21 protein-coding genes are annotated in these 18,674 nt (G+C 65.9%); 4 read left to right on the top strand and 17 right to left on the bottom strand.

The window, feature by feature from the left end:
* Position 1: 1 nt before the first annotated feature.
* The 4 genes from IPU70_RS11940 to IPU70_RS11925 form a co-directional block, all read right to left on the bottom strand.
* Positions 2–1,177, bottom strand: a complete 1,176-nt coding sequence (locus tag IPU70_RS11940) for an enoyl-CoA hydratase/isomerase family protein (protein WP_207467511.1) — start codon at positions 1,175–1,177, stop codon at positions 2–4.
* Entirely contained in the window at positions 1,174–2,328 is a 1,155-nt protein-coding gene (locus IPU70_RS11935; RefSeq protein ID WP_207467509.1) for an acyl-CoA dehydrogenase family protein, read from the bottom strand. The genes IPU70_RS11940 and IPU70_RS11935 overlap by 4 nt, the downstream gene beginning before the upstream one ends.
* 195 nt (positions 2,329–2,523) lie before the next feature.
* The gene (locus IPU70_RS11930) at positions 2,524–2,868 is read right to left on the bottom strand and encodes an RnfH family protein (protein WP_207467507.1); all 345 of its coding nucleotides are present in this window, start codon (positions 2,866–2,868) and stop codon (positions 2,524–2,526) included.
* The gene (locus IPU70_RS11925) at positions 2,858–3,292 is read right to left on the bottom strand and encodes a type II toxin-antitoxin system RatA family toxin (protein WP_006223413.1); all 435 of its coding nucleotides are present in this window, start codon (positions 3,290–3,292) and stop codon (positions 2,858–2,860) included. Before IPU70_RS11925 ends, IPU70_RS11930 begins: the two co-directional genes overlap by 11 nt.
* Before the next feature lie 104 nt (positions 3,293–3,396).
* Between IPU70_RS11925 and smpB the strand changes: the two genes are divergently transcribed.
* Positions 3,397–3,870 carry an SsrA-binding protein SmpB gene (gene smpB / locus IPU70_RS11920; protein ID WP_013393463.1) on the top strand — a complete coding sequence of 158 codons (474 nt, stop codon included), beginning with the start codon at positions 3,397–3,399 and terminating at the stop codon, positions 3,868–3,870.
* 1 nt (position 3,871) lies between these two features.
* Here smpB and IPU70_RS11915 read toward each other — a convergent pair whose 3' ends face one another.
* The 3 genes from IPU70_RS11915 to IPU70_RS11905 form a co-directional block, all read right to left on the bottom strand.
* Positions 3,872–5,059, bottom strand: a complete 1,188-nt coding sequence (locus tag IPU70_RS11915; RefSeq protein ID WP_207467506.1) for a GGDEF domain-containing protein — start codon at positions 5,057–5,059, stop codon at positions 3,872–3,874.
* Positions 5,060–5,084: 25 nt separating this feature from the next.
* Positions 5,085–6,011, bottom strand: a complete 927-nt coding sequence (locus tag IPU70_RS11910) for an SPFH domain-containing protein (protein ID WP_041655510.1) — start codon at positions 6,009–6,011, stop codon at positions 5,085–5,087.
* Between the two features lie 99 nt (positions 6,012–6,110).
* On the bottom strand, positions 6,111–6,545 hold the full coding sequence (locus IPU70_RS11905; RefSeq protein WP_207467504.1) for an NfeD family protein: 435 nt from the start codon (positions 6,543–6,545) through the stop codon (positions 6,111–6,113).
* 169 nt (positions 6,546–6,714) lie between these two features.
* Here IPU70_RS11905 and IPU70_RS11900 point away from each other — a divergent pair, with 169 nt between their 5' ends.
* Together IPU70_RS11900 and IPU70_RS11895 are read left to right on the top strand one after the other, a co-directional pair.
* A complete protein-coding gene (locus tag IPU70_RS11900; RefSeq protein ID WP_207467502.1) occupies positions 6,715–7,452 on the top strand; it encodes a glutamine amidotransferase in 738 nt (245 codons plus the stop codon).
* Positions 7,453–7,553: 101 nt separating this feature from the next.
* Positions 7,554–8,396 (top strand): bifunctional transcriptional activator/DNA repair enzyme AdaA, encoded by an 843-nt coding sequence (locus tag IPU70_RS11895; RefSeq protein WP_207467500.1) that lies wholly within the window; start codon positions 7,554–7,556, stop codon positions 8,394–8,396.
* Positions 8,397–8,469: 73 nt separating this feature from the next.
* On the opposite strand, the gene ppsA is transcribed toward IPU70_RS11895, so the two are convergent.
* The gene (ppsA, locus tag IPU70_RS11890) at positions 8,470–10,836 is read right to left on the bottom strand and encodes a phosphoenolpyruvate synthase (RefSeq protein WP_207467498.1); all 2,367 of its coding nucleotides are present in this window, start codon (positions 10,834–10,836) and stop codon (positions 8,470–8,472) included.
* A 181-nt stretch (positions 10,837–11,017) separates the two neighbouring features.
* Between ppsA and IPU70_RS11885 the strand changes: the two genes are divergently transcribed.
* The gene (locus IPU70_RS11885; RefSeq protein ID WP_207467497.1) at positions 11,018–11,845 is read left to right on the top strand and encodes a pyruvate, water dikinase regulatory protein; all 828 of its coding nucleotides are present in this window, start codon (positions 11,018–11,020) and stop codon (positions 11,843–11,845) included.
* 51 nt (positions 11,846–11,896) lie between these two features.
* Here the strand turns inward: IPU70_RS11885 and IPU70_RS11880 are convergent, their stop codons facing one another.
* The 9 genes from IPU70_RS11880 to IPU70_RS11840 all read right to left on the bottom strand — a co-directional run bounded on the left by IPU70_RS11880 (position 11,897) and on the right by IPU70_RS11840 (position 18,642).
* Positions 11,897–12,376, bottom strand: a complete 480-nt coding sequence (locus IPU70_RS11880) for a DUF2846 domain-containing protein (protein WP_207467495.1) — start codon at positions 12,374–12,376, stop codon at positions 11,897–11,899.
* Positions 12,377–12,472: 96 nt separating this feature from the next.
* The gene (locus IPU70_RS11875) at positions 12,473–12,943 is read right to left on the bottom strand and encodes a DUF2846 domain-containing protein (RefSeq protein WP_207467493.1); all 471 of its coding nucleotides are present in this window, start codon (positions 12,941–12,943) and stop codon (positions 12,473–12,475) included.
* Positions 12,944–13,075: 132 nt separating this feature from the next.
* A complete protein-coding gene (locus tag IPU70_RS11870; protein WP_207467491.1) occupies positions 13,076–13,864 on the bottom strand; it encodes an RNA methyltransferase in 789 nt (262 codons plus the stop codon).
* A complete protein-coding gene (rnhB, locus tag IPU70_RS11865) occupies positions 13,861–14,469 on the bottom strand; it encodes a ribonuclease HII (RefSeq protein ID WP_207467489.1) in 609 nt (202 codons plus the stop codon). The genes IPU70_RS11870 and rnhB overlap by 4 nt, the downstream gene beginning before the upstream one ends.
* Entirely contained in the window at positions 14,456–15,652 is a 1,197-nt protein-coding gene (gene lpxB, locus IPU70_RS11860) for a lipid-A-disaccharide synthase (protein ID WP_207467488.1), read from the bottom strand. The genes rnhB and lpxB overlap by 14 nt, the downstream gene beginning before the upstream one ends.
* Positions 15,649–16,443, bottom strand: a complete 795-nt coding sequence (gene lpxA, locus IPU70_RS11855) for an acyl-ACP--UDP-N-acetylglucosamine O-acyltransferase (RefSeq protein ID WP_207467486.1) — start codon at positions 16,441–16,443, stop codon at positions 15,649–15,651. The genes lpxB and lpxA overlap by 4 nt, the downstream gene beginning before the upstream one ends.
* The gene (gene fabZ / locus IPU70_RS11850; protein WP_008167730.1) at positions 16,444–16,899 is read right to left on the bottom strand and encodes a 3-hydroxyacyl-ACP dehydratase FabZ; all 456 of its coding nucleotides are present in this window, start codon (positions 16,897–16,899) and stop codon (positions 16,444–16,446) included.
* 67 nt (positions 16,900–16,966) lie between these two features.
* Positions 16,967–18,064 (bottom strand): UDP-3-O-(3-hydroxymyristoyl)glucosamine N-acyltransferase, encoded by a 1,098-nt coding sequence (gene lpxD / locus IPU70_RS11845; protein WP_207467484.1) that lies wholly within the window; start codon positions 18,062–18,064, stop codon positions 16,967–16,969.
* A 17-nt stretch (positions 18,065–18,081) separates the two neighbouring features.
* The gene (locus tag IPU70_RS11840) at positions 18,082–18,642 is read right to left on the bottom strand and encodes an OmpH family outer membrane protein (RefSeq protein ID WP_013393447.1); all 561 of its coding nucleotides are present in this window, start codon (positions 18,640–18,642) and stop codon (positions 18,082–18,084) included.
* Positions 18,643–18,674: the final 32 nt, after the last annotated feature.

Genomic DNA, 18,674 nt, shown 5'->3' with positions numbered 1-18,674 from the left:
CCTAGCGCCCTTCCTGTCCCAGGTCCGCCAGCGGATGGGGTTCGCCCTCGGGCCAAGGCTCGTCAAAGAATTTCTGCACCCAGGCGTCGGTCGCCATGTCGATGGCGGCGGGATTCCAGCGCGGCTTCTTGTCCTTGTCGATCAGCAAGGCGCGGATGCCTTCGGCGAAATCGCCATGGCCGGTGCAGGCCAGCGCCGCGATGTACTCGGCGCGGAACACATCGTCCAGCGAACGCAGGCGCAGCCGCTGCTGCAACGCGAACGACAGGCGCACCGATCCGGGCGAGCCGGCCAGCATCGTCTGCGCCGCGCGCGCCAGCCACGGATCCTCGTGGTCCTTCAGCGCGGCCAGCTCTTCGTAGATGTCGTCCAGGCGGTTGCCGTTGCACAGGCTGTTGATCAGAAACGAGTGATGGCGCAGATTGCCCGGCGCCAGCGGCGTCTTGGGCTCCAGCGCCGTCAAGGCGCGGCGCAGCAGGCCGTCGTTGATGGCGCGCGGGGGGATGGCGTCCTCCGCCGCGTCCGCCCCCTGGCCGGCCCAGGGCTGCTCCTCGAGCGAGGCCAGCAGCTTGGGCCAATCCGCGTGGTCCAGGCGGAAGTCCGCCAGGCCGGCGAAAATCGCGTCCGACGTACCCAGCTGCGCGCCGGTCAGCGCCAGGAACAGGCCGAGGCGGCCCGACATGCGGTTCAGCAGCCAGCTGCCGCCCACGTCCGGGAACAGGCCGATGGTGACCTCCGGCATCGCCAGCCGGGAGCTTTCGCTGACCACGCGGTGGCTGGCGCCCATCATCAGGCCGATGCCCCCGCCCATGACGATGCCATGGCCCCAGCACAGGACCGGCTTGGGATAGGTGTGAATGCGGTAGTCCAGGCGGTACTCGTGCTCGAAGAAGCGGCGGGCGTAGGCGTTGCTCCATCCCGGCTTGCCGGCGTTTTCAGTCATGCTGCGGTACAGGCCGTGCAGGTCGCCGCCCGCGCAGAAGGCTTTTTCACCCGCGCCCTGCAGCACCACCAGGGCCACGCCGGGATCGCGTGCCCAGGCGTCCAGCCGCTCGGCCAGCAGGTCCACCATTTCCAGCGACAAGCCGTTCAGGGTCTGCGGCGAATTCAGCGTCGCGATCCCGAAGCGCACTCCATTGGCAGCGGTTTTTTCTTCGAACAGCACCGGTGCATTCATCTTATGTCGGCTCCTTTTTCCAACAATTGGCGGGCGATGATCACGCGCATGATCTCGTTGGTCCCTTCCAGAATCTGATGAACGCGAGTATCGCGCACCAGACGCTCCAAGGGATAGTCCCGCAGGTATCCGTAGCCACCGTGGATTTGTTGCGCATCCAGGCAGATCTGGAAACCCATGTCGGTGGCGAAGCGCTTGGCCATGGCGCAGTAGGTCGCCGCGTCGGGCGCCCCGGCGTCCAGTTTGCAGGCCGCCAGGCGCACCATCTGGCGCGCCGCCACCAGGTGCGTCGCCATGTCGGCCAGCTTGAACTGCAGGGCCTGGAACTCGGCCAGGCGGCGGTTGAACTGGCGCCGCTCGTCCATGTAGCGCCGGGCGGCGTCCAGCGCGCCCTGCGCCGCGCCCACCGAGCAGGTGCCGATATTGATGCGGCCGCCGTCCAGGCCCTTCATGGCGATCTTGAAGCCCTCGCCTTCCTGGCCCAGCATGTTGGCCGCCGGCACGCGGACGTTTTCGAAGGTGATGGGACGGGTGGACTGGCTGTTCCAGCCCATCTTCTCTTCCTTGCGTCCGTAGCCTATGCCCTCGCTGTCGGCCGGCACGGCAAAGGCGCTGATGCCGCCCGCGCCCTCGCCGCCGGTGCGCGCCATGACCACCAGCAGGTCGGTGTCGCCGCCGCCCGAAATGAAGGCCTTGGCGCCGTTGAGGATGTAGTCATCGCCCTGGCGTTGCGCCCGGGTCGACAAGGAAGCGGCGTCCGAACCCGCGCCCGGCTCGGTCAGGCAGTAGGAAGCCAGCTTCTGGCCGCTGGCCAGCAACGGTCCCCAGGCTTCGCGCAACGCGGGCTGGCCCCAGTTGCCGACCATCCAGGTAGCCATGTTGTGGATCGTGAGGAAGGCCGTGGTCGACGGATCCACCGCCGCCATTTCCTCGAACACCAGGGTGGCGTCCAGGCGCGGCAACCCCAGGCCGCCGATGTCCTCGCTGGCGTAGATGGCGCAAAAGCCCATCTCGCCCGCCCGCGCAAAGGCTTCGCGCGGGAAGATGCCCTCGGCGTCCCAGCGCGCCGCGTTGGGCGCCAGTTCGCCCTCGGCGTAGTCGCGCGCCGCCTGCGCAAAAGCGCGTTGCTCGTCGGTCAGTTCCAAGTCCACAGCCTGTCTCCTGTTGTACTGAGTATTGTCTGTTGGCGTTGCTGCCGTCTCGTGAACGCCAGCCCGTCGATTTTGACATGACGTTGACGTAAACGTAAATGCGTGACGATGCTTATGTTACGCCGGAAGCGGCAGGAGAATTTGTCCTATTTGCGACATTGTGCGGGGCGGCAAGCCACCCCTCGGAGCGTAGCCCTACAGCAGCCCGGCCGGGCGGACCCTGCCGTTCTTCGCCGTCTTGGCGCGGCGGTGTTCGGCGCGGCGGCGGCGCGATTCCTTGGGATCGAAACTCAGGCCGCGGTAGATTTCCACGCGGTCGCCGTCGGCCAGCCTGGCCTGCGGCTCGGTGGCATGGCCAAAAATGCCCACGCCCCGGCTCCAGGGCTGCACCACCGGAAAGGCCTGGGCAAAGCCGCTGGCCGCCAGCGCGTCGGCCACGGTGGCGCCATCGGGCAGACGCAATTCACGCAGCCAGACATGGCCCGGCAAGGCATAACAGACGCTGACGCCGATCTGCGCCGCGGACGGCTCATTCGCCATACTTGGCCTGCGCGCGCTTGGTGAAGGAATCGATGAAGCTGGTGGCGATGCGGTTGAAGACCGGGCCCACGACCATTTCCAACGCCCGGTTGGAAAACGCGTACTCCATGGTGAACAGGACCTTGCAGGCGTCTTCGGCCAGCGGCTGGAATTCCCAATGCCCCACCAGGCTGGAGAACGGCCCATCGACCAGCTCCAGATCGATCCGGTCGGGATAGACATGGGTGTTGCGGGTGGTGAAGCGTTGCTTCATGCCCGCGAAGCTGATCAGGATGGAGGCCTGCATGCCGTGCTCGTCGCGGGTCTGCACCTCGGCGCCGCCACACCAGGGCATGAACTCCGGGTACTTCTCCACGTCGGCGACCAGATCGAACATCTGGGCGGCGCTGTAAGGCACCAGGACGGATCGTTGTACTTTGTGCATCGACTATCGCAAATGGCTAGAATGGCACGATTTTACCGGCACAACACGACCTGGGGCCAGAATACGCCTCGCGGCAGGCCACGGCACCCAGGCACAAGGGCTTTATGAGCATTATCGACAATCGCAAGGCCACGCACGACTATTTCATCGAAGACCGCTACGAGGCTGGCCTGGTGCTGCAAGGCTGGGAAGTCAAGGCGATCCGCGATGGCCGCGTGCAGCTCAAGGAAAGCTACGTCATCGTGCGCGACGGCGAGCTGTACCTGCTGGGCATGCACGTCAGCCCCCTGCCCACGGCCTCCACCCATATCCACCCCGACGCCATGCGCACGCGCAAGCTGCTGCTCAAGGCCGAGGAAATCAGCAAGCTCATCGGCAAGGTCGAGCAGCGCGGCTACACGCTGGTGCCGCTCAACCTGCACTATAAGAACGGGCGCATCAAGCTGGACTTCGCGCTGGGCCGCGGCAAAAAGATGTTCGACAAGCGCGACACCGCGCGCGAAAAGGACTGGCAGCGCGAAAAGGAACGCATCATGAAGCACGACACCCGCGCCCCGCGCAAGAGCAAGGACGATTGATTCAGGCGGCCTCGGGCAGCGGCTGGCGCTCAGCCTCCTGCCCCGGGCCCGTGATGCGGTTACGCCCCGCCGCCTTGGCCGCATACAGCTTGCGGTCGGCACGTTCGAAAAATGCCTGCAGGCTCTCCCCAGGCATCCAGTCCGCCACGCCGGCGCTGAAGGTATAGGAAATGGTGCTGCCGCCGTGCGCACAGGGCGTGCGCCGCACCGAATCCAGCAGCCTCTCCGCCACATCCATCACCGCGTCGCTACGCATGTCGGGAAACAGCACCGCGAATTCCTCGCCGCCGACCCGCCCGACGTGGTCGCCGGTGCGCAGCGTGGCGGTGGCGAGCAGGCCGAAATGCCGCAACACCGCGTCGCCGGCCGCATGGCCGTGGGTATCGTTGATGCGCTTGAAATAGTCGATGTCCAGCAACAGCAGCGTCAGCGGCCGCCGCGTGCGCAAGGCCTGGGCGCAATAGCGCTCGGCCTGCAGCCACCACGCCTTGCGCGACATCAGGCCCGTCAGGAAATCCGTGCTGGCCTCCTGTTCGCGGTCCGCCAGCATCCGGTCGTGGATGATCATGATGGTGCCCAGGGTCAGGCATGGCATCGTCAGCACGCCCAGCGTCATGAACGCGATGTTCCACGCCGTGGGCTGCAGCAGGGCCTGCGCCGTCGCGATATCGAACAGGTAGACGGCGGCGCGCGCCGCGCACACCGCCGCGGACACCAGCGCCACCACGCGCACGAAATGGTAGCTGTAGCGGGACCGGTTCATCGGCATGCCGCGCTTGACCGTCATGGCGATGGCCGCCATGAACCCGAACATCAGTCCGGACATGACCACCATGCGCGATCCGACCTGGGGTTCGATGTAGGTGTAGAACGCCAGCGCCAGCAGCGTTGCGCTGGAAGCCAGCGCCATGAGGCGCCTGGGTACGGTGAGGCCCAGCAGCCGGCGCAATCCCGTGTAGTACGCGCAAAGCGCCAGGGCCACGGCGGTATTGCTGGCGATCACCGACACCCACAACGGCGCCTCGGTAACCTGGAAGGCATAGAGCCCGAACGCCGCCAGCGTCAGCAGGTTGGCGCGTATCGCCTCCTTGATGCCCGCCATGCCGCTGCGGGCCAGGGACCCCAGCACGCACAGCGCAAGCACTCCCGCCAATGCCGCTATCAAAAGCAAGTTAACGGGAGCGATCATCGCCAGGCGCCGCCAGACGCGGTTATCAGCTGTTGCGGGTGGACTTCACGATGGTCATGGCGGAAGCGATCATGCCGCCCACGTCCGCCAGGTTCGCCGGCAGAATCAGCGTGTTGCCTTCCTTGGCGACGTTGCCGAACGCCTCGACGTAGCGCTCGGCGACCTTCAGGTTCACGGCTTCCATGCCGCCGGGCTGGCGCACGGCGTCGGCCACTTGGGTGATGGCCTTGGCGGTGGCCTCGGCAATCGCCAACACCGCGGCGGCCTCGCCCTGCGCCTGGTTGATCTGCGCCTGCTTTTCGCCTTCGGAACGGGCAATGGCGGCTTCGCGCTCGCCGGTGGCGATGTTGATCTGCTCCTGGCGGCGGCCTTCGGAGGCCGCGATCAGGGCGCGTTTTTCACGCTCGGCGGTGATCTGGGCCTGCATCGAACGCAAGATCTCGTTGGGCGGGGTCAAGTCCTTGATCTCGTAGCGCAGCACCTTCACGCCCCAGTTCAGCGCCGCCTCGTCCAGCGAAGCGACGATGTTGCTGTTGATGGAATCGCGCTCTTCGAAGGTGCGGTCCAGCTCCATCTTGCCGATGACCGAACGCAGGGTCGTCTGCGCCAGCTGCGTGATGGCCGAGATGTAGTTCGACGAACCGTAGGAGGCGCGCATCGGGTCGGTCACCTGGAAGTACAGCACGCCGTCGACCTGCAGCTGCGTGTTGTCGCGCGTGATGCAAACCTGGCTGGGCACGTCCAGCGGGATTTCCTTGAGCGAATGCTTGTACGACACGCGCTCGATGAACGGGATGACAAAGCCCGCGCCGGGCGACAAGACCCGGTCGAACTTGCCCAGGCGCTCGACCACCCAGGCGTGCTGCTGGGGCACGATGGCGATGGCCTTGATGACTATCAGTATCGCCAGCGCGACGATGACAAGCAGGACGATGGTGGATGTATCGATCATCATGATTCGGAGCCTCTCCTTCTGGTAAATACACTCGCGGGTATCGCCCGAAAACGCGGACGCCCGCTGCCGGTCCCGCCTGCGGCGGGCCGGCGCTGATCAGGCCGGACCCGGCGTGCCCCTGGGGGCCAGCACCAGAATCGAGCCGCGCATTTCGATGATGATTTGTTCGCCAGCCACCGGCGCCTGGCCCTGGGCCAGCTCCGCCTGCCAGTGCGCGCCGCGGTACCAGACGCGCGCGGTGCCCTGGTCGGACCAGGCCTCGACCGACACGGTCTGGCCGATGTCCAGGTTGACGTCGGCATTGCGGGCGGAATCGACCTCTCGCTTTTTCAGCACGCGGGTCTTGCGCAGGACCAGCAGGCCCAGCAGCAGCACGATGCCGCAGCCCACCAGTTGCCATTCCAGGCCCGCGCCCAACCACGCAGCCACACCGCCTGCCGCCAGGCCCAGGGCCACCAGCAGCAGATAGAAAGTCCCCGTCGCCAGTTCCCCGATCAGGGCCAGCGCGGCCAGTCCCAGCCAGATCCACATAGTCTTTATTCGCCCGAAAGGATGAGTATGTGAGCGGAATTGTACGTATTTCCGGGACGGAACGGGAAAGGCGCTTCCGTCCGGGACCCGAGCGCTGGATTATGATGTGCGCTGGCGGTGGAAATCCCTGTGGAACCCGGCGCCCGCATCCTTTACGCACAAGCCCCCAATGACCGCTGCAATACCCTCCGCTCTCCCCGTCCTGATCCTGCACACCGGCGATCCGGACGATACGCTCAAAAGCCAGTTCGGCGGCTATGCCGAACAACTCGCGCAGGCCGCCGGCCTGACCGCCGAGGCCATGGAAATCGTGCCCGTGCACGAAAGCAAACGGCCGCAGCCCCCCGCCCGCTATCGCGCCGCCCTGATCACGGGCTCGCCCGCCATGGTGACCGACAAGGAACCCTGGAGCGAGGACACCGCCGCCTGGCTGCGCGAAGCCGCCGCGGCCGGCCTGCCCATGTTCGGCGTGTGCTACGGCCACCAGTTGCTGGCCCATGCGCTGGGCGGCAAGGTCGGCTACAACCCCGCCGGACGCGAGGTCGGCACCCAGACGGTCGAACTGCTGCCGCCGGCCGCCGGCGACAAACTGCTGGCCGGACTGCCGCCCACCTTTCCCGCCCAGATGCTGCACGCGCAGACCGTGCTGCAACCGCCGCCCGGCGCCGCCGTGCTGGCGCGCTCGGACCTGGACGAGCACCAGATGATCCGCATCGGCCGCAACGTGTTCTCGACCCAGTTCCACCCCGAATTCGGTCCCGACTTCATCCGCGCCCACCTGGAACGCTTCAGCCGCCGCTACGCGGCTGAAAACCTGGACGTCCCGGGGCTGTCCGCCAATGTCCGCGCCACCCCCGTGGCGGGCGGCCTGTTGCGGCGCTTCCTCGACGCCTACGCGCCCGCGTAGCGCCCCGCGCGACCGCCGCGCAATATACGGAGTGCGGCGCCGGCAGGCTTTTGAGACGATGGGTCCAAGCGCGCGAATCCATGCGCAACAGGAGCTTTTTCATGAACCAAGCCGCCGCTCTGAGCAAACAGCACGCCGCCGCCATCGAACGCGCCTGCCGCGCCCTGGAAGCCGAGCAGCCGCCGGATCTGTCCACGCTGGCCGAGCAGGCCGGCATGAGCCGCTTCCATTTCCATCGCGTCTTCAAGGCGGCCACCGGCATCACCCCCAAGGCCTATGCTGACGCCCTGCGCGCAGGCCGCACCCGCCAGCAGCTCAAGCAGAGCGCCAGCGTCACCGACGCCATGTACGACGCCGGCTTCAATTCCAGCGGCCGCTTCTACGAAGCCGCCCCCGCCATGCTGGGCATGACGCCCACCGCCTTCCGCAAGAACGGCCAGGGCGTGGAGATCCGCTTCGCGGTGGCGCAATGCTCCCTGGGTGCGCTGCTGGTGGCGGCCAGCGACACCGGCATCTGCGAAATCGCCCTGCATGAAGATCCCGAACAACTGGTGCGCAATCTGCAGGACCGCTTCAAGGCCGCCCGCCTGATCGGCGCCGACGCGCAGTTCGAAGGCTGGGTCGCGGCCGTGGTCGGCTTCGTCGAAGATCCCTCGCGCGGCCTGGACCTGCCGCTGGACGTGCGCGGCACGGCCTTCCAGCGTCAGGTGTGGCAAGCGCTGCGCGAGATCCCCGTGGGCGAGACCGCCACCTACACCGACATCGCCGAACGCATAGGCTCGCCACGCGCCGTGCGCGCCGTGGCGCGTGCCTGCGCCACCAACAACATCGCGCTGGCCATCCCCTGCCACCGCGTGGTCCGCACCGACGGCTCGCTGGCCGGCTACCGCTGGGGCATAGACCGCAAGCGCGAACTGATTGCGCGCGAAGCGCTGGCAGCCTAGCCCTTGCCGGCCTGAGCGCATAAAAAAACCCCGCGCCCTTGCAGGCGCGGGGTTTTCACATAGGCAAGGCCTATCAGTTCTTGGCCAGGCGCTGCCAGGTATCGACAACGGTATCCGGGTTGAGCGACATCGACAGGATGCCCTCGTCCTTCAGCCATTGCGCGAAGTCCGGATGGTCGCTGGGGCCTTGGCCGCAGATGCCCACGTACTTGTTAGCGGCCAGGCACGCCTTGATCGCGCGGCGCAGCATGAACTTCACGGCCTCGTCGCGTTCGTCGAAGTCGGCGGCCAGCAGTTCCATGCCGGAATCGCGGTCCAGGCCCAAGGTCAGCTGGGTCATGTCGTTCGAGCCGATCGAGAAACCGTCGAAGTACTGCAGGAACTCGTCGGCCAGGATGGCGTTGGACGGCACTTCGCACATCATGATGAGCTTCAGGCCGTTCTCGCCGCGCGCCAGGCCGTGCTTGGCGAGCAGGTCCACCACCTTGGACGCCTGGCCCAGGGTGCGCACGAAAGGCACCATGATTTCGACGTTGGTCAGGCCCATTTCATCGCGCACCTTCTTGAGCGCTTCGCATTCCATGCGGAAGCATTCGGCGAAGTCCTCGGCGATGTAGCGCGACGCGCCGCGGAAGCCCAGCATGGGGTTCTCTTCCTCGGGCTCGTAGCGCGAACCGCCGACCAGCTTGCGGTACTCGTTGGACTTGAAGTCCGACATGCGCACGATGACGGGCTTGGGGTAGAAAGCGGCGGCGATGGTCGCCACGCCTTCGGCCATCTTCTCGACGAAGAAGGCACGCGGGCTGGCATGGCCGCGGGCGGCCGATTCCACGGCCTTCTTCAGCTCGCCGTCGACGTTCGGGTAGTCCAGCACCGCCTTGGGGTGGATGCCGATATTGTTGTTGATGATGAATTCCAGGCGGGCCAGGCCCACGCCGCCGTTCGGGATCTGGGCGAAGTCGAAGGCCAGCTGCGGGTTGCCCACGTTCATCATGATCTTCAGATCGATGGGGGGCATGTCGCCGCGGCGCACTTCTTCCACTTCGGTTTCGATCAGGCCGTCATAGATGCGGCCTTCGTCGCCCTCGGCGCAAGACACGGTCACGGCCTGGCCTTCCTTCAGCAGGTCGGTCGCGTTGCCGCAGCCCACGACCGCCGGAATGCCCAGCTCGCGCGCGATGATCGCCGCGTGGCAGGTGCGGCCGCCGCGGTTGGTGACGATGGCGGCTGCGCGCTTCATCACGGGTTCCCAGTTGGGATCCGTCATGTCGGTGACCAGCACGTCGCCCGGCTGGACCTTGTCCATGTCGGAGATGTCGCCGACCACGCGCACCGGACCCGCGCCGATCTTCTGGCCGATCGCGCGGCCGGTGATCAGGACCTGGCCGGTGGCCTTCAGGCGATAGCGCTGCTGCACGTCGTTGACGCCCTGCTGCGACTTCACCGTTTCCGGACGCGCCTGCAGGATGTAGATCTTGCCATCGATGCCGTCGCGGCCCCACTCGATGTCCATCGGGCGGCCGTAGTGCTTTTCAATGATGACGGCATAGCGGGCCAGCTCGTTGACCTCGTCGTCGGTCAGCGAGTAGCGGTTGCGCTCGGACACGGGCACGTCGACCGTGCGCACGGCGCGGCCTTCGGGACGCTCGGGGTCGAACTCCATCTTGATCAGCTTGGAGCCGATGCGGCGGCCCACGATCGGGTAGTGGCCCTGGGCCAGCGTCGGCTTGAAGACGTAGAACTCGTCGGGGTTGACCGCGCCCTGCACCACGGTCTCGCCCAGGCCGTAGGACGAGGTAATGAACACCACGTCCTGGAAGCCCGATTCGGTGTCGATGGTGAACATGACGCCGGCGCTGCCCTTGTCGGAGCGCACCATGCGTTGGATGCCGGCCGACAGCGCGACGTCGGCGTGGGCGTAGCCCTTGTGCACGCGATAAGAAATGGCGCGGTCGTTGTACAGCGACGCGAACACGTGGCGGATCTTGTCCAGCACGTCGTCGATGCCGACGACGTTGAGGAAGGTTTCCTGCTGGCCGGCGAACGAGGCGTCGGGCAGATCTTCGGCGGTCGCGGAGGAGCGCACGGCGAACGAACCCTTGCCGTCAGCGTCGAGCTTGGCGAAGGCGGTACGGATCTGCGATTCGAATTCGGACGAGAACGGCGCGTCGATGATCCATTGGCGGATCTGCGAGCCGGCGTTGGCCAGTTCGCGCACGTCTTCGGGGTTCAACGTGGTCAGGCGTTCGGCGATGCGCTTGTCCAGGCCGGAGGCCTTGAGGAAGTCGCGGAAAGCATCAGCTGTCGTGGCAAAGCCGCCCGGCACGCGGACACCCGCGCCAGACAGCTGACTGATCATTTCGCCTAGTGATGCGTTCTTGCCTCCTACCGAGTCCACATCCGTCATGCGGAGCTGCTCGAACAAAACAACGTACGACATTGAAGTCACCTTTTACAATGGAATGAAAGCGAGTTTGGTCAATGCATCAGGAAGCTGGATCGCAGCTCCAATTTACGCGCTGACCAAACTGGCCTTGGACCGCCCTTGGGGTGACTTATAGGGGCCTGATTGTACTCGGTGGAGTGCATCCGGCCATCTGCCTGGTTGGAATTTTTTACACATGACATCTACCCCGATCGTACGCACGGTATACATCGTTTCCGACAGTACCGGCATCACCGCAGAAACCTTCAGCCAGTCAGTGCTTTCGCAGTTTGAAGAGGTCAATTTCAAGCCTATCCGCCTGCCCTTTGTCGACACGCTGGAAAAGGCGGCGGAAGTGGCCATGCGGATCGACCGCAGCGCGCTGGAGGCTGGCGTTCCTCCGATCGTGTTCAGCACCCTGGTCAATCCGGACATTCTGGCGCGCGTTCGCCAAGCGAACGGCGTTTTCTTGGACCTGTTCGGCACCTTTGTCAGCCATATCGAGCAGGCCCTGGGCCTGAAGTCCAGCCATTCCATCGGCCGCTCGCACATGCAGGCCAATTCGGAAAAGTACCGCAACCGCATCGACGCCATCAATTTCAGCCTGGCGCATGACGACGGTCAGTTCGTGAACCAGCTGGATCAGGCGGACGTGATCCTGGTCGGCGTGTCCCGCTGCGGCAAGACGCCCACCAGCCTGTACCTGGCCATGCAGTACGCCATCAAGGCGGCCAACTTCCCACTCACGCCGGACGATTTCGAGCGCGGCACCCTGCCCTCGACCATCGCGCCGCACCGCGGCAAGCTGTTCGGCCTGTCGATCCAGCCCGAACGCCTGGCCGAAGTCCGCAACGAGCGCCGCCCCAACAGCCGCTATGCGCAACTGGAACAGTGCCGCTACGAAGTGGCCGAGGCCGAACGCATGATGCGCCGGGAAGGCATTTCCTGGCTGTCCAGCACCACCAAATCGATTGAGGAAATCGCCACGACGGTGTTGCAGGAAGTGGGCCTGGACCGGGGCTGAAAATGGCAAGGGCGCGCCGATGGCGCGCCCTGCTTTAAGACATGGCCCAGATCAGGGGCGCAGCTTGACGCGCTCGCGCGACCCCGCGCCCCAATATTGCAGCGGCCCCATTTCCTGCTGGGCGGTTGCCTCCGACTCTTCCAGGCGCATGTCCTGGCGGCCCATGTTGGACGAGTTGCCACTCACGCCTTCGATGCTCAAGCGCACGTAGCGGGTCTGGCCCGGGGCCAGCGTGAACGACAGTTTCTCGTCGTCGCGCAAAGTGTCGACCACGTACTGGCCGGCAGGCCGGTTCACATAGAAGAAGCTGCCCGGCTTGGAACGGCCGACCTTCAGCCCGTTCACGCGCAGGTACGGCTGGGCCGACACCACGCCCACCGGCGCCGGCGGCTGGTAAAAGTAGATGCGGCCCGTTTCCGGCACCATCATGGGAATGGAACTGGCAACCTCCTTGTACCGAGGACCGCTGCAACCCGCCAACAGGGCCGCGCCCAGCACGGCGGCAGCCACCAACTTGAACCTGCGCTTCATTCCGTCTTCTCCGGTTTGCCTGCCTCGCAGGCCATCAACGCTACGGCCCGGTGCGAACAGGTATATAAATAAATCTAAAACATACATATTGTAATTTTACTCGTAGCGCAGCGGCTCGCGCTCGCGCCGGCCTGCGCCCCAATAACGCAGGTCCTTCATGGCCTGCAGGGCTTCGTCAGCGGAGGCCTCCAGCCGCAGGACCTGCCGCCCGCCCGCGATATCCACCCGCAGGTACTGGGTCTGCCCCGCGGCCAAGGGGACCTTGAGTGCATCCTTGCGCTCCTTGCGGTCGGTGGCGGTAATGACTTCCAACTCGCCTGGCGCGCGGTCCACGAAGAAAAAGCGGCCGGATTTGGAACGCCCGACCTTGCGGCCATCGACCAGGATTGCGGGCTGCGCGACTTTGTCGCCGTTGGACGTCGCGGGCTGGTAGAAGTAGATCCGGCCTTCGGCAGCTTCCAGCGCCGGAATGCGGTCCGCCACGTCGCCATACCGGGGGCCGGCGCAAGCGGCTAGCAACAGCGCCGCGCCCAGCGCGGCAAGACTCGATTTGATCCAGCTTTTCATGTCCCGTCCTTGATCCGGTCGCGCCCGGCCGCGCGGCTCAAGGCCACCTCGTTCAGGCAAACGGGGCAGTATAAAGAGGGGACGGTGCCTTCAATCGGCGGAAAAACGGCGAAACGCCGGGTTGCTCGGCCTTCAGCCCGGAGTGCCGCGCAAGGCTTGGCGCCGCTGCTCGAAGAGGCAGATCGCGGCTGCGGCGCCTACATTGAGCGATTCCACCGCCGCCATGTCGTGCGGTATGCGCACCTTGAGGCGCGCGGCGGCAAGCAGTTCCGCGGCCACGCCCTGGCCCTCATGGCCGAACACCCAGGCGCAGCGTTGCGGCAGCACGCCTTCGTACAGGTCGCGCGCGCCGTCCAGCGCGGTCGCCACCAGCGGTATCTGCAGCCGGGGCAGCAAGGCGGCCAGATCGACATGCTCGTGGATAGCCAGGGCGAAATGGGCGCCCTGGCCGCTGCGCAGCACCTTGGGAGACCAGGCGGCGGCGGTGCCCGTCGCCAGGAAGACGCGCTTCACGCCCGCCGCCGCGCAAGTGCGCAGCAGCGTGCCGACGTTGCCGGGATCCTGGATGCGGTCGAACAGCACGCAGTTCTCGTCCACGGCATCGGGCAGGTCCAGGGCCGGCGGCGTCACCTGAAAAGCCACGCCCTGCCCGCTTTCTACGGCCGCCAGGGACTGCATCAGGCGCGCGTCCAGGGCCAGGCAGTCGCGGTCCGGCACGGCGGCTGCCAACGCCGCAATATCGGGCTGGGACAGGCGTTCCACGTCGAAGATCGCCTGATCGGGCGCGCCGTGATGCTGCAGCCAGGCCTGGCACAGGTGCACGCCGTCCAGCAGCACCGGCGCGCCGCGCTTGCCCGCCGTGGCGGCGAGCTTGGCCAGCGCCTTGACCGCGGGATTGTCGCGGGAACTGATGTGCTTCATGAGTTCAGGCCGAAGGCCTTGATGGGAGCGAAGCTGCGCCGGTGTTCGGCGCAGGGGCCGTGCTCGCGCAGCATCGCCAGATGCAGCGCGGTGCCATAGCCCTTGTGCTGGTCGAAAGCGTACTGGGGATACAGGGCATGCAGACGCAGCAGGTCCGCGTCGCGCGCTGTCTTGGCGAGGATCGAGGCCGCGGAAATCGCGGGTACCAGGGCATCGCCCTTGATGACGGTCTGCACCGTGCAGCCCAGTTTGGGAGCCTGGTTGCCGTCCACCAGCGCCAGTTGCGGCAGGGTGGACAAGCCTTGCACCGCGCGCTGCATGGCCAGCATCGTGGCGCGCAGGATGTTCATGCTGTCGATCTCGGCGACGCTGGCGCTGGCGATGCACCAGGCCAATGCAAATTCCTGGATTTCGAGCGCCAACGCCTCGCGCGTGGCCGCCTTGAGCACCTTGGAATCCGCCAGGCCGGCAATGGGCCTGCCCGGATTCAGGATGACGGCAGCCGCGTAGACGGCGCCGGCCAGCGGGCCGCGGCCCGCCTCGTCGACGCCCGCCGTGACCATGGCCGGCTGCTCGGGAGCCACGAACAGGTCAGGCTGCTCCACCTGCCACCTCCAGGATCGCCTGGGCGGCCAGCGCGGGCGTATCGCGCAGCAGCTCCTGATGCAGGGCCGTAAAGCGCGCCTCGATGCGCGCCCGGCCCGCGTCGTCGGTCAGGGACGTCCAGGTCGCTTCCGCGAGTTTTTCGGGGGTCGCATCGTCCTGCAGCAGTTCCGGCACGGCGAAATCGCGCAGCAGCACGTTCGGCAAGCCGACCCAGGGCAGGTAGGGCCGCTGCTGGCCGGACTTCCAGGCCATGATGCGGCGCATCCAGGGCGAAAGCACGTAGGAAATCACCATGGGCCGCTTGTACAGCGCCGTTTCCAGCGTGGCGGTGCCGCTGGCCACCAGCACCGCCGTGGCGGCCTCCATGACGGACCAGGCCACCGGCGCCTGGCGCTCTCCACCCTCGCCATGCAGATCGTTCGCGGTGATGCAGCGCAGCCCCGGCACGGGGTACTGAGCCAGGATCGCCTGGAACTCCGCGCGCCGCTGGTCATTGACCATGGGTACCACGCATTGCAGCGCCGGATCTTTCTTCAACAGTATCTGCGCGGCTTGCAGAAAGCGCGGCGCCAAAAGGCGGATCTCGGACGAACGGCTGCCCGGCAGGATCGCCAGCACGCGGGCGTTCTGATCGACGCCCAGACGCTCGCGCGCCGCGGCGCGGTCCGGCTGCATGGGCACGGCCCCGGCCAGCGGGTGGCCCACGTACGTGACCGGAATGCCTTCCTTGCGGTAGATCTCTTCCTCGAACGGGAACAGCACCAGCATGTGCGACACCGACTCGCGGATCTTGTGGATGCGCTCATAGCGCCAGGCCCAGATCGACGGCCCGACGAAATGCACGGTGGGCGTACCCGCCTGGCGCAATTGGTGCTCCAGGCGCAGGTTGAAGTCCGGTGCGTCGATGCCGACGAATACGGCGGGCGGCTCCGCCAGCCAGCGCTGCTTGACGTTCCGATAGGTGCCCAGCAGGCTGGGCAGGCGCTTGAGCGCGTCGACATAGCCGAACACCGTCAAGGCGTGCATGGGATGCCAGGCATCGAAGCCGCGGGCCTGCATCTGCGGCCCGCCTATGCCTTCGCAGCGGATGGCGGCGTCGTGCGCTTGCAGACCGGCAATGATGCGACCTGCCAGCAGGTCGCCCGAAGGCTCGCCGGCCACCATGCCGATCCGAGTGTTCATGGGCGGATGATGCCGCGGCTCGCGACGTCCAGGAAGTCGAGCAAGGTCTGCAGATGCGGGGCGACCTCGGGTTCGGCCTGCTGGCGGGCGCGTATTTCGGCGCGCGCCGCGTCCAGGGACAGACCGCGGCGGTAGATGATCTTGTAGGCATCGCGCAGCGCCGCAATATCGGCGGGCGTGAAGCCCCGGCGCTTGAGGCCTTCGACGTTGACGCCCACCGGACGGCAAGGATTGCCCGCGGCCAGCACGAAAGGCGGCGTGTCCTGCATGAGAGAGCTGTTGCCGCCCGTCATGCTGTGCGCGCCGATGCGCGAAAACTGGTGCACGCCGGTCAGGCCGCCCACGATGGCCCAATCGCCGACGTGGACATGGCCGCCCAGTTGCACCGAGTTGGCCAGAATGGTGTTGCTGCCGATGTGGCAATCATGCGCCACGTGCACATACGCCATGACCCAGTTGTCATCGCCCAGCGTCGTAACCCCGCCATCCTGCACGGTGCCCGTGTTGAGCGTGACGAATTCCCGGAAGGTATTGCGGTCGCCGATTTCCAGGCGGGTAGGCTCGCCCTGGTACTTCTTGTCCTGCGGCATGCCGCCGACCGAGCAGTAGCGATAGAAGCGGTTGTCGCGCCCGATGGTCGTCACCCCGTCCACCATGCAGTACGGGCCGATCTCGGTGCCTGCGCCGATGGTCACATTGGGACCGATGGTCGCGAACGGACCGACGACGACGGTCGGGTCGAGCTTAGCCGCCGGATCAACGACGGCGGTGGGGTGAATGTTTCCTGCCATTTACTCTTCCAGGCTGCGAATCGCGCACATCAGTTTGGCCGAGGCGACTTCCTGGCCGTCCACCGTCGCGCGCGCTTGGTACTTACAGATGCTACGGCTCAGGCGTTCGGCTTCCACCTCGATGCGCAATTGGTCGCCCGGCACCACCGGACGGCGGAAACGCGCGCCGTCGATGCCGACCAGGTAATACGCGGTCTTGGAACCTTCGCACTTCAGGCCGCCGTTTTCGTCGGTGAACGAGAACAGGGCGGAGGCCTGAGCCATGGCTTCCACGATGAGCACGCCCGGCATCACCGGGTGGTGCGGAAAATGGCCGTTGAAAAACGGTTCATTGATCGAGACGTTCTTGATGGCCACGATGGACTTGCCAGGCACCATTTCGACGACGCGGTCAATCAGCAGCATCGGATAACGATGCGGCAGCCTCTCCATGATCCCCTTGATGTCGAGTTCCATTTTTCTATGCTTTCCTGCGAAGTAAAGTAAACGTGCGGCGCGGACGCGCCAGCGGCGGCAATGCGCCCTAGTCTTTTTCCAGCGTCCGCACGCGCCGGCGCAATTGCGCCAACTGTTGTATCACGGCGGCGTTGCGCTGCCATTCGCCATGTTCCGCATACGGGAAGACCCCGGTATAGCGGCCAGGCTTCGAAATGCTGGAGGTCACCGCGGTGCCTCCGGAAATATGCACATCGTCACCCAGCGTCAGGTGTCCCGACAGCATGGCCGCGCCGCCTATGGTGCAGCGCTCGCCGATGGTGGTCGAGCCGGCCACGCCGACGCAGGCCGCAACGGCGGTATGCGCGCCGATGCGGCAGTTGTGCGCGACCATGATCTGGTTGTCCAGCTTCACGCCATCGGACAGGATGGTGTCCTCCAGCGCACCGCGGTCGACGGTGGTGTTGGCGCCGATCTCGACGTCATCACCAACGGTCACGCCGCCGAGCTGGGGAATCTTGCCCCAGGCGCCCTTGCCCAGCGTCGGGTCCGGCGCAAAGCCGAAGCCGTCCGCGCCCAGCACGGCGCCGCTATGGATGATCGCGCGCGCGCCCACCTCGACCCCGTCATACAGCGTGACATGGGCGTACAGGCGGCTACCGGGCCCCACGGACGAGCCGGCGCCGATGACGCAGCCCGGTCCGAGCACGGTATCGCGACCGATGCGGGCGCCGGATTCGACGACGCAATTCGGACCGATACGCACGCCCTCTTCGATGATGGCGTCAGCGGCGACGACCGCGGAGGGATGCGTGGATGCGGGCAGCGCGGGACGCCTGGCGGCATCGAACCACTGCGCCACGCGGGCGTAAAGCAGATAGGGATGCTGACAGACGACCAGCGCGAACGGCGGCCGGGCGTGGCCTTCGGCTTCCAGAGCCTCGGCCACGTCGGGAGAGACGATGACCGCCCCTGCTTGCGTGGCGCCTAGCTGACTCTGGTAGCGGGGGTTGGCCAGGAAAGCGATTTCCTGCCGACCCGCCGATGACAGGGTTCCGATGCCGCAGACCCGCATCGGGTCCGCACCCGGAACCGCGCTGATACGCCAGTCCATTCCCTGGGTGTTGGCGGCGCTCAACAGTGTTTCCAGCGTTGGCGCGCGGGCAAGATCCAGTAAAACCGGCATAGCTTGACGGGTGCTGCTTACTTGCCCAGGCTCTGGATCACCTTGTCGGTGATGTCGATGCGCGGGTTGACCGTGACGGCGTCCTGAATGATCAGGTCGTAGCTTTCCTGTTCGGCGATGCGCTTGATGGCGTCATTGGCCTTCGTCACGATGCCGGAGAACTCTTCGTTGCGGCGGCGGTTGAAGTCTTCCTGGAACTCGCGGCGCTTGCGCTGCAGGTCGGTATCCAGGTTGGACAGTTCGCGCTGGCGCTTGACGCGGTCGGACTCCGACAGGACGGGAGCGTCCTTGTCGAACTTCTCGGCTTGCGAACGCAGGCTGTTGTTCAGGCGCTGGAGCTCGTCGTCGCGCTTCTTGAATTCGGCTTCAATCTTGCTTTGCGCTGCCTTGGCCGGACCCGACTCGCGCAGGATCCGCTCGGTATTGACGAAACCGATCTTCGTGCCTTGGGCCTGCGCGGGAATCGCAGCAGCCGAACCGAGAATGAGCGCACCTACCAGGGCAATCGAGCCGCCCAGCTTGCCGCGGCGCTTGGCGCGCAGCGAATTCGAGGATTTAAGTGCGGAATCAGACATCATGAAAATCTCACCTTCCAGTAAGGCAAAGCCAA

The sequence above is a fragment of the Achromobacter sp. SD115 genome (genome assembly GCF_017355315.1).
GTDB classification, from domain to species: domain Bacteria; phylum Pseudomonadota; class Gammaproteobacteria; order Burkholderiales; family Burkholderiaceae_B; genus Achromobacter; species Achromobacter xylosoxidans_B.
The sequence above is the reverse complement of the archived record's forward strand: the minus strand, read 5'-3'. Positions and strand labels throughout refer to the sequence as shown.

What these genes read in the sequence shown, in the direction of transcription:
- lpxD (WP_207467484.1), bottom strand. Translation starts at nt 18,064, where the DNA reads ATGCCGGTTTTACTGGATCTTGCCCGCGCGCCAACGCTGGAAACACTG.
- IPU70_RS11900 (WP_207467502.1), top strand. Translation starts at nt 6,715, where the DNA reads ATGACCGCTGCAATACCCTCCGCTCTCCCCGTCCTGATCCTGCACACC.
- fabZ (WP_008167730.1), bottom strand. Translation starts at nt 16,899, where the DNA reads ATGGAACTCGACATCAAGGGGATCATGGAGAGGCTGCCGCATCGTTAT.
- ppsA (WP_207467498.1), bottom strand. Translation starts at nt 10,836, where the DNA reads ATGTCGTACGTTGTTTTGTTCGAGCAGCTCCGCATGACGGATGTGGAC.
- IPU70_RS11840 (WP_013393447.1), bottom strand. Translation starts at nt 18,642, where the DNA reads ATGATGTCTGATTCCGCACTTAAATCCTCGAATTCGCTGCGCGCCAAG.
- IPU70_RS11915 (WP_207467506.1), bottom strand. Translation starts at nt 5,059, where the DNA reads ATGATCGCTCCCGTTAACTTGCTTTTGATAGCGGCATTGGCGGGAGTG.
- lpxB (WP_207467488.1), bottom strand. Translation starts at nt 15,652, where the DNA reads ATGAACACTCGGATCGGCATGGTGGCCGGCGAGCCTTCGGGCGACCTG.
- IPU70_RS11870 (WP_207467491.1), bottom strand. Translation starts at nt 13,864, where the DNA reads ATGAAGCACATCAGTTCCCGCGACAATCCCGCGGTCAAGGCGCTGGCC.
- IPU70_RS11940 (WP_207467511.1), bottom strand. Translation starts at nt 1,177, where the DNA reads ATGAATGCACCGGTGCTGTTCGAAGAAAAAACCGCTGCCAATGGAGTG.
- IPU70_RS11895 (WP_207467500.1), top strand. Translation starts at nt 7,554, where the DNA reads ATGAACCAAGCCGCCGCTCTGAGCAAACAGCACGCCGCCGCCATCGAA.
- IPU70_RS11880 (WP_207467495.1), bottom strand. Translation starts at nt 12,376, where the DNA reads ATGAAGCGCAGGTTCAAGTTGGTGGCTGCCGCCGTGCTGGGCGCGGCC.
- IPU70_RS11875 (WP_207467493.1), bottom strand. Translation starts at nt 12,943, where the DNA reads ATGAAAAGCTGGATCAAATCGAGTCTTGCCGCGCTGGGCGCGGCGCTG.
- IPU70_RS11930 (WP_207467507.1), bottom strand. Translation starts at nt 2,868, where the DNA reads ATGGCGAATGAGCCGTCCGCGGCGCAGATCGGCGTCAGCGTCTGTTAT.
- smpB (WP_013393463.1), top strand. Translation starts at nt 3,397, where the DNA reads ATGAGCATTATCGACAATCGCAAGGCCACGCACGACTATTTCATCGAA.
- IPU70_RS11925 (WP_006223413.1), bottom strand. Translation starts at nt 3,292, where the DNA reads ATGCACAAAGTACAACGATCCGTCCTGGTGCCTTACAGCGCCGCCCAG.
- IPU70_RS11885 (WP_207467497.1), top strand. Translation starts at nt 11,018, where the DNA reads ATGACATCTACCCCGATCGTACGCACGGTATACATCGTTTCCGACAGT.
- lpxA (WP_207467486.1), bottom strand. Translation starts at nt 16,443, where the DNA reads ATGGCAGGAAACATTCACCCCACCGCCGTCGTTGATCCGGCGGCTAAG.
- IPU70_RS11905 (WP_207467504.1), bottom strand. Translation starts at nt 6,545, where the DNA reads ATGTGGATCTGGCTGGGACTGGCCGCGCTGGCCCTGATCGGGGAACTG.
- IPU70_RS11910 (WP_041655510.1), bottom strand. Translation starts at nt 6,011, where the DNA reads ATGATCGATACATCCACCATCGTCCTGCTTGTCATCGTCGCGCTGGCG.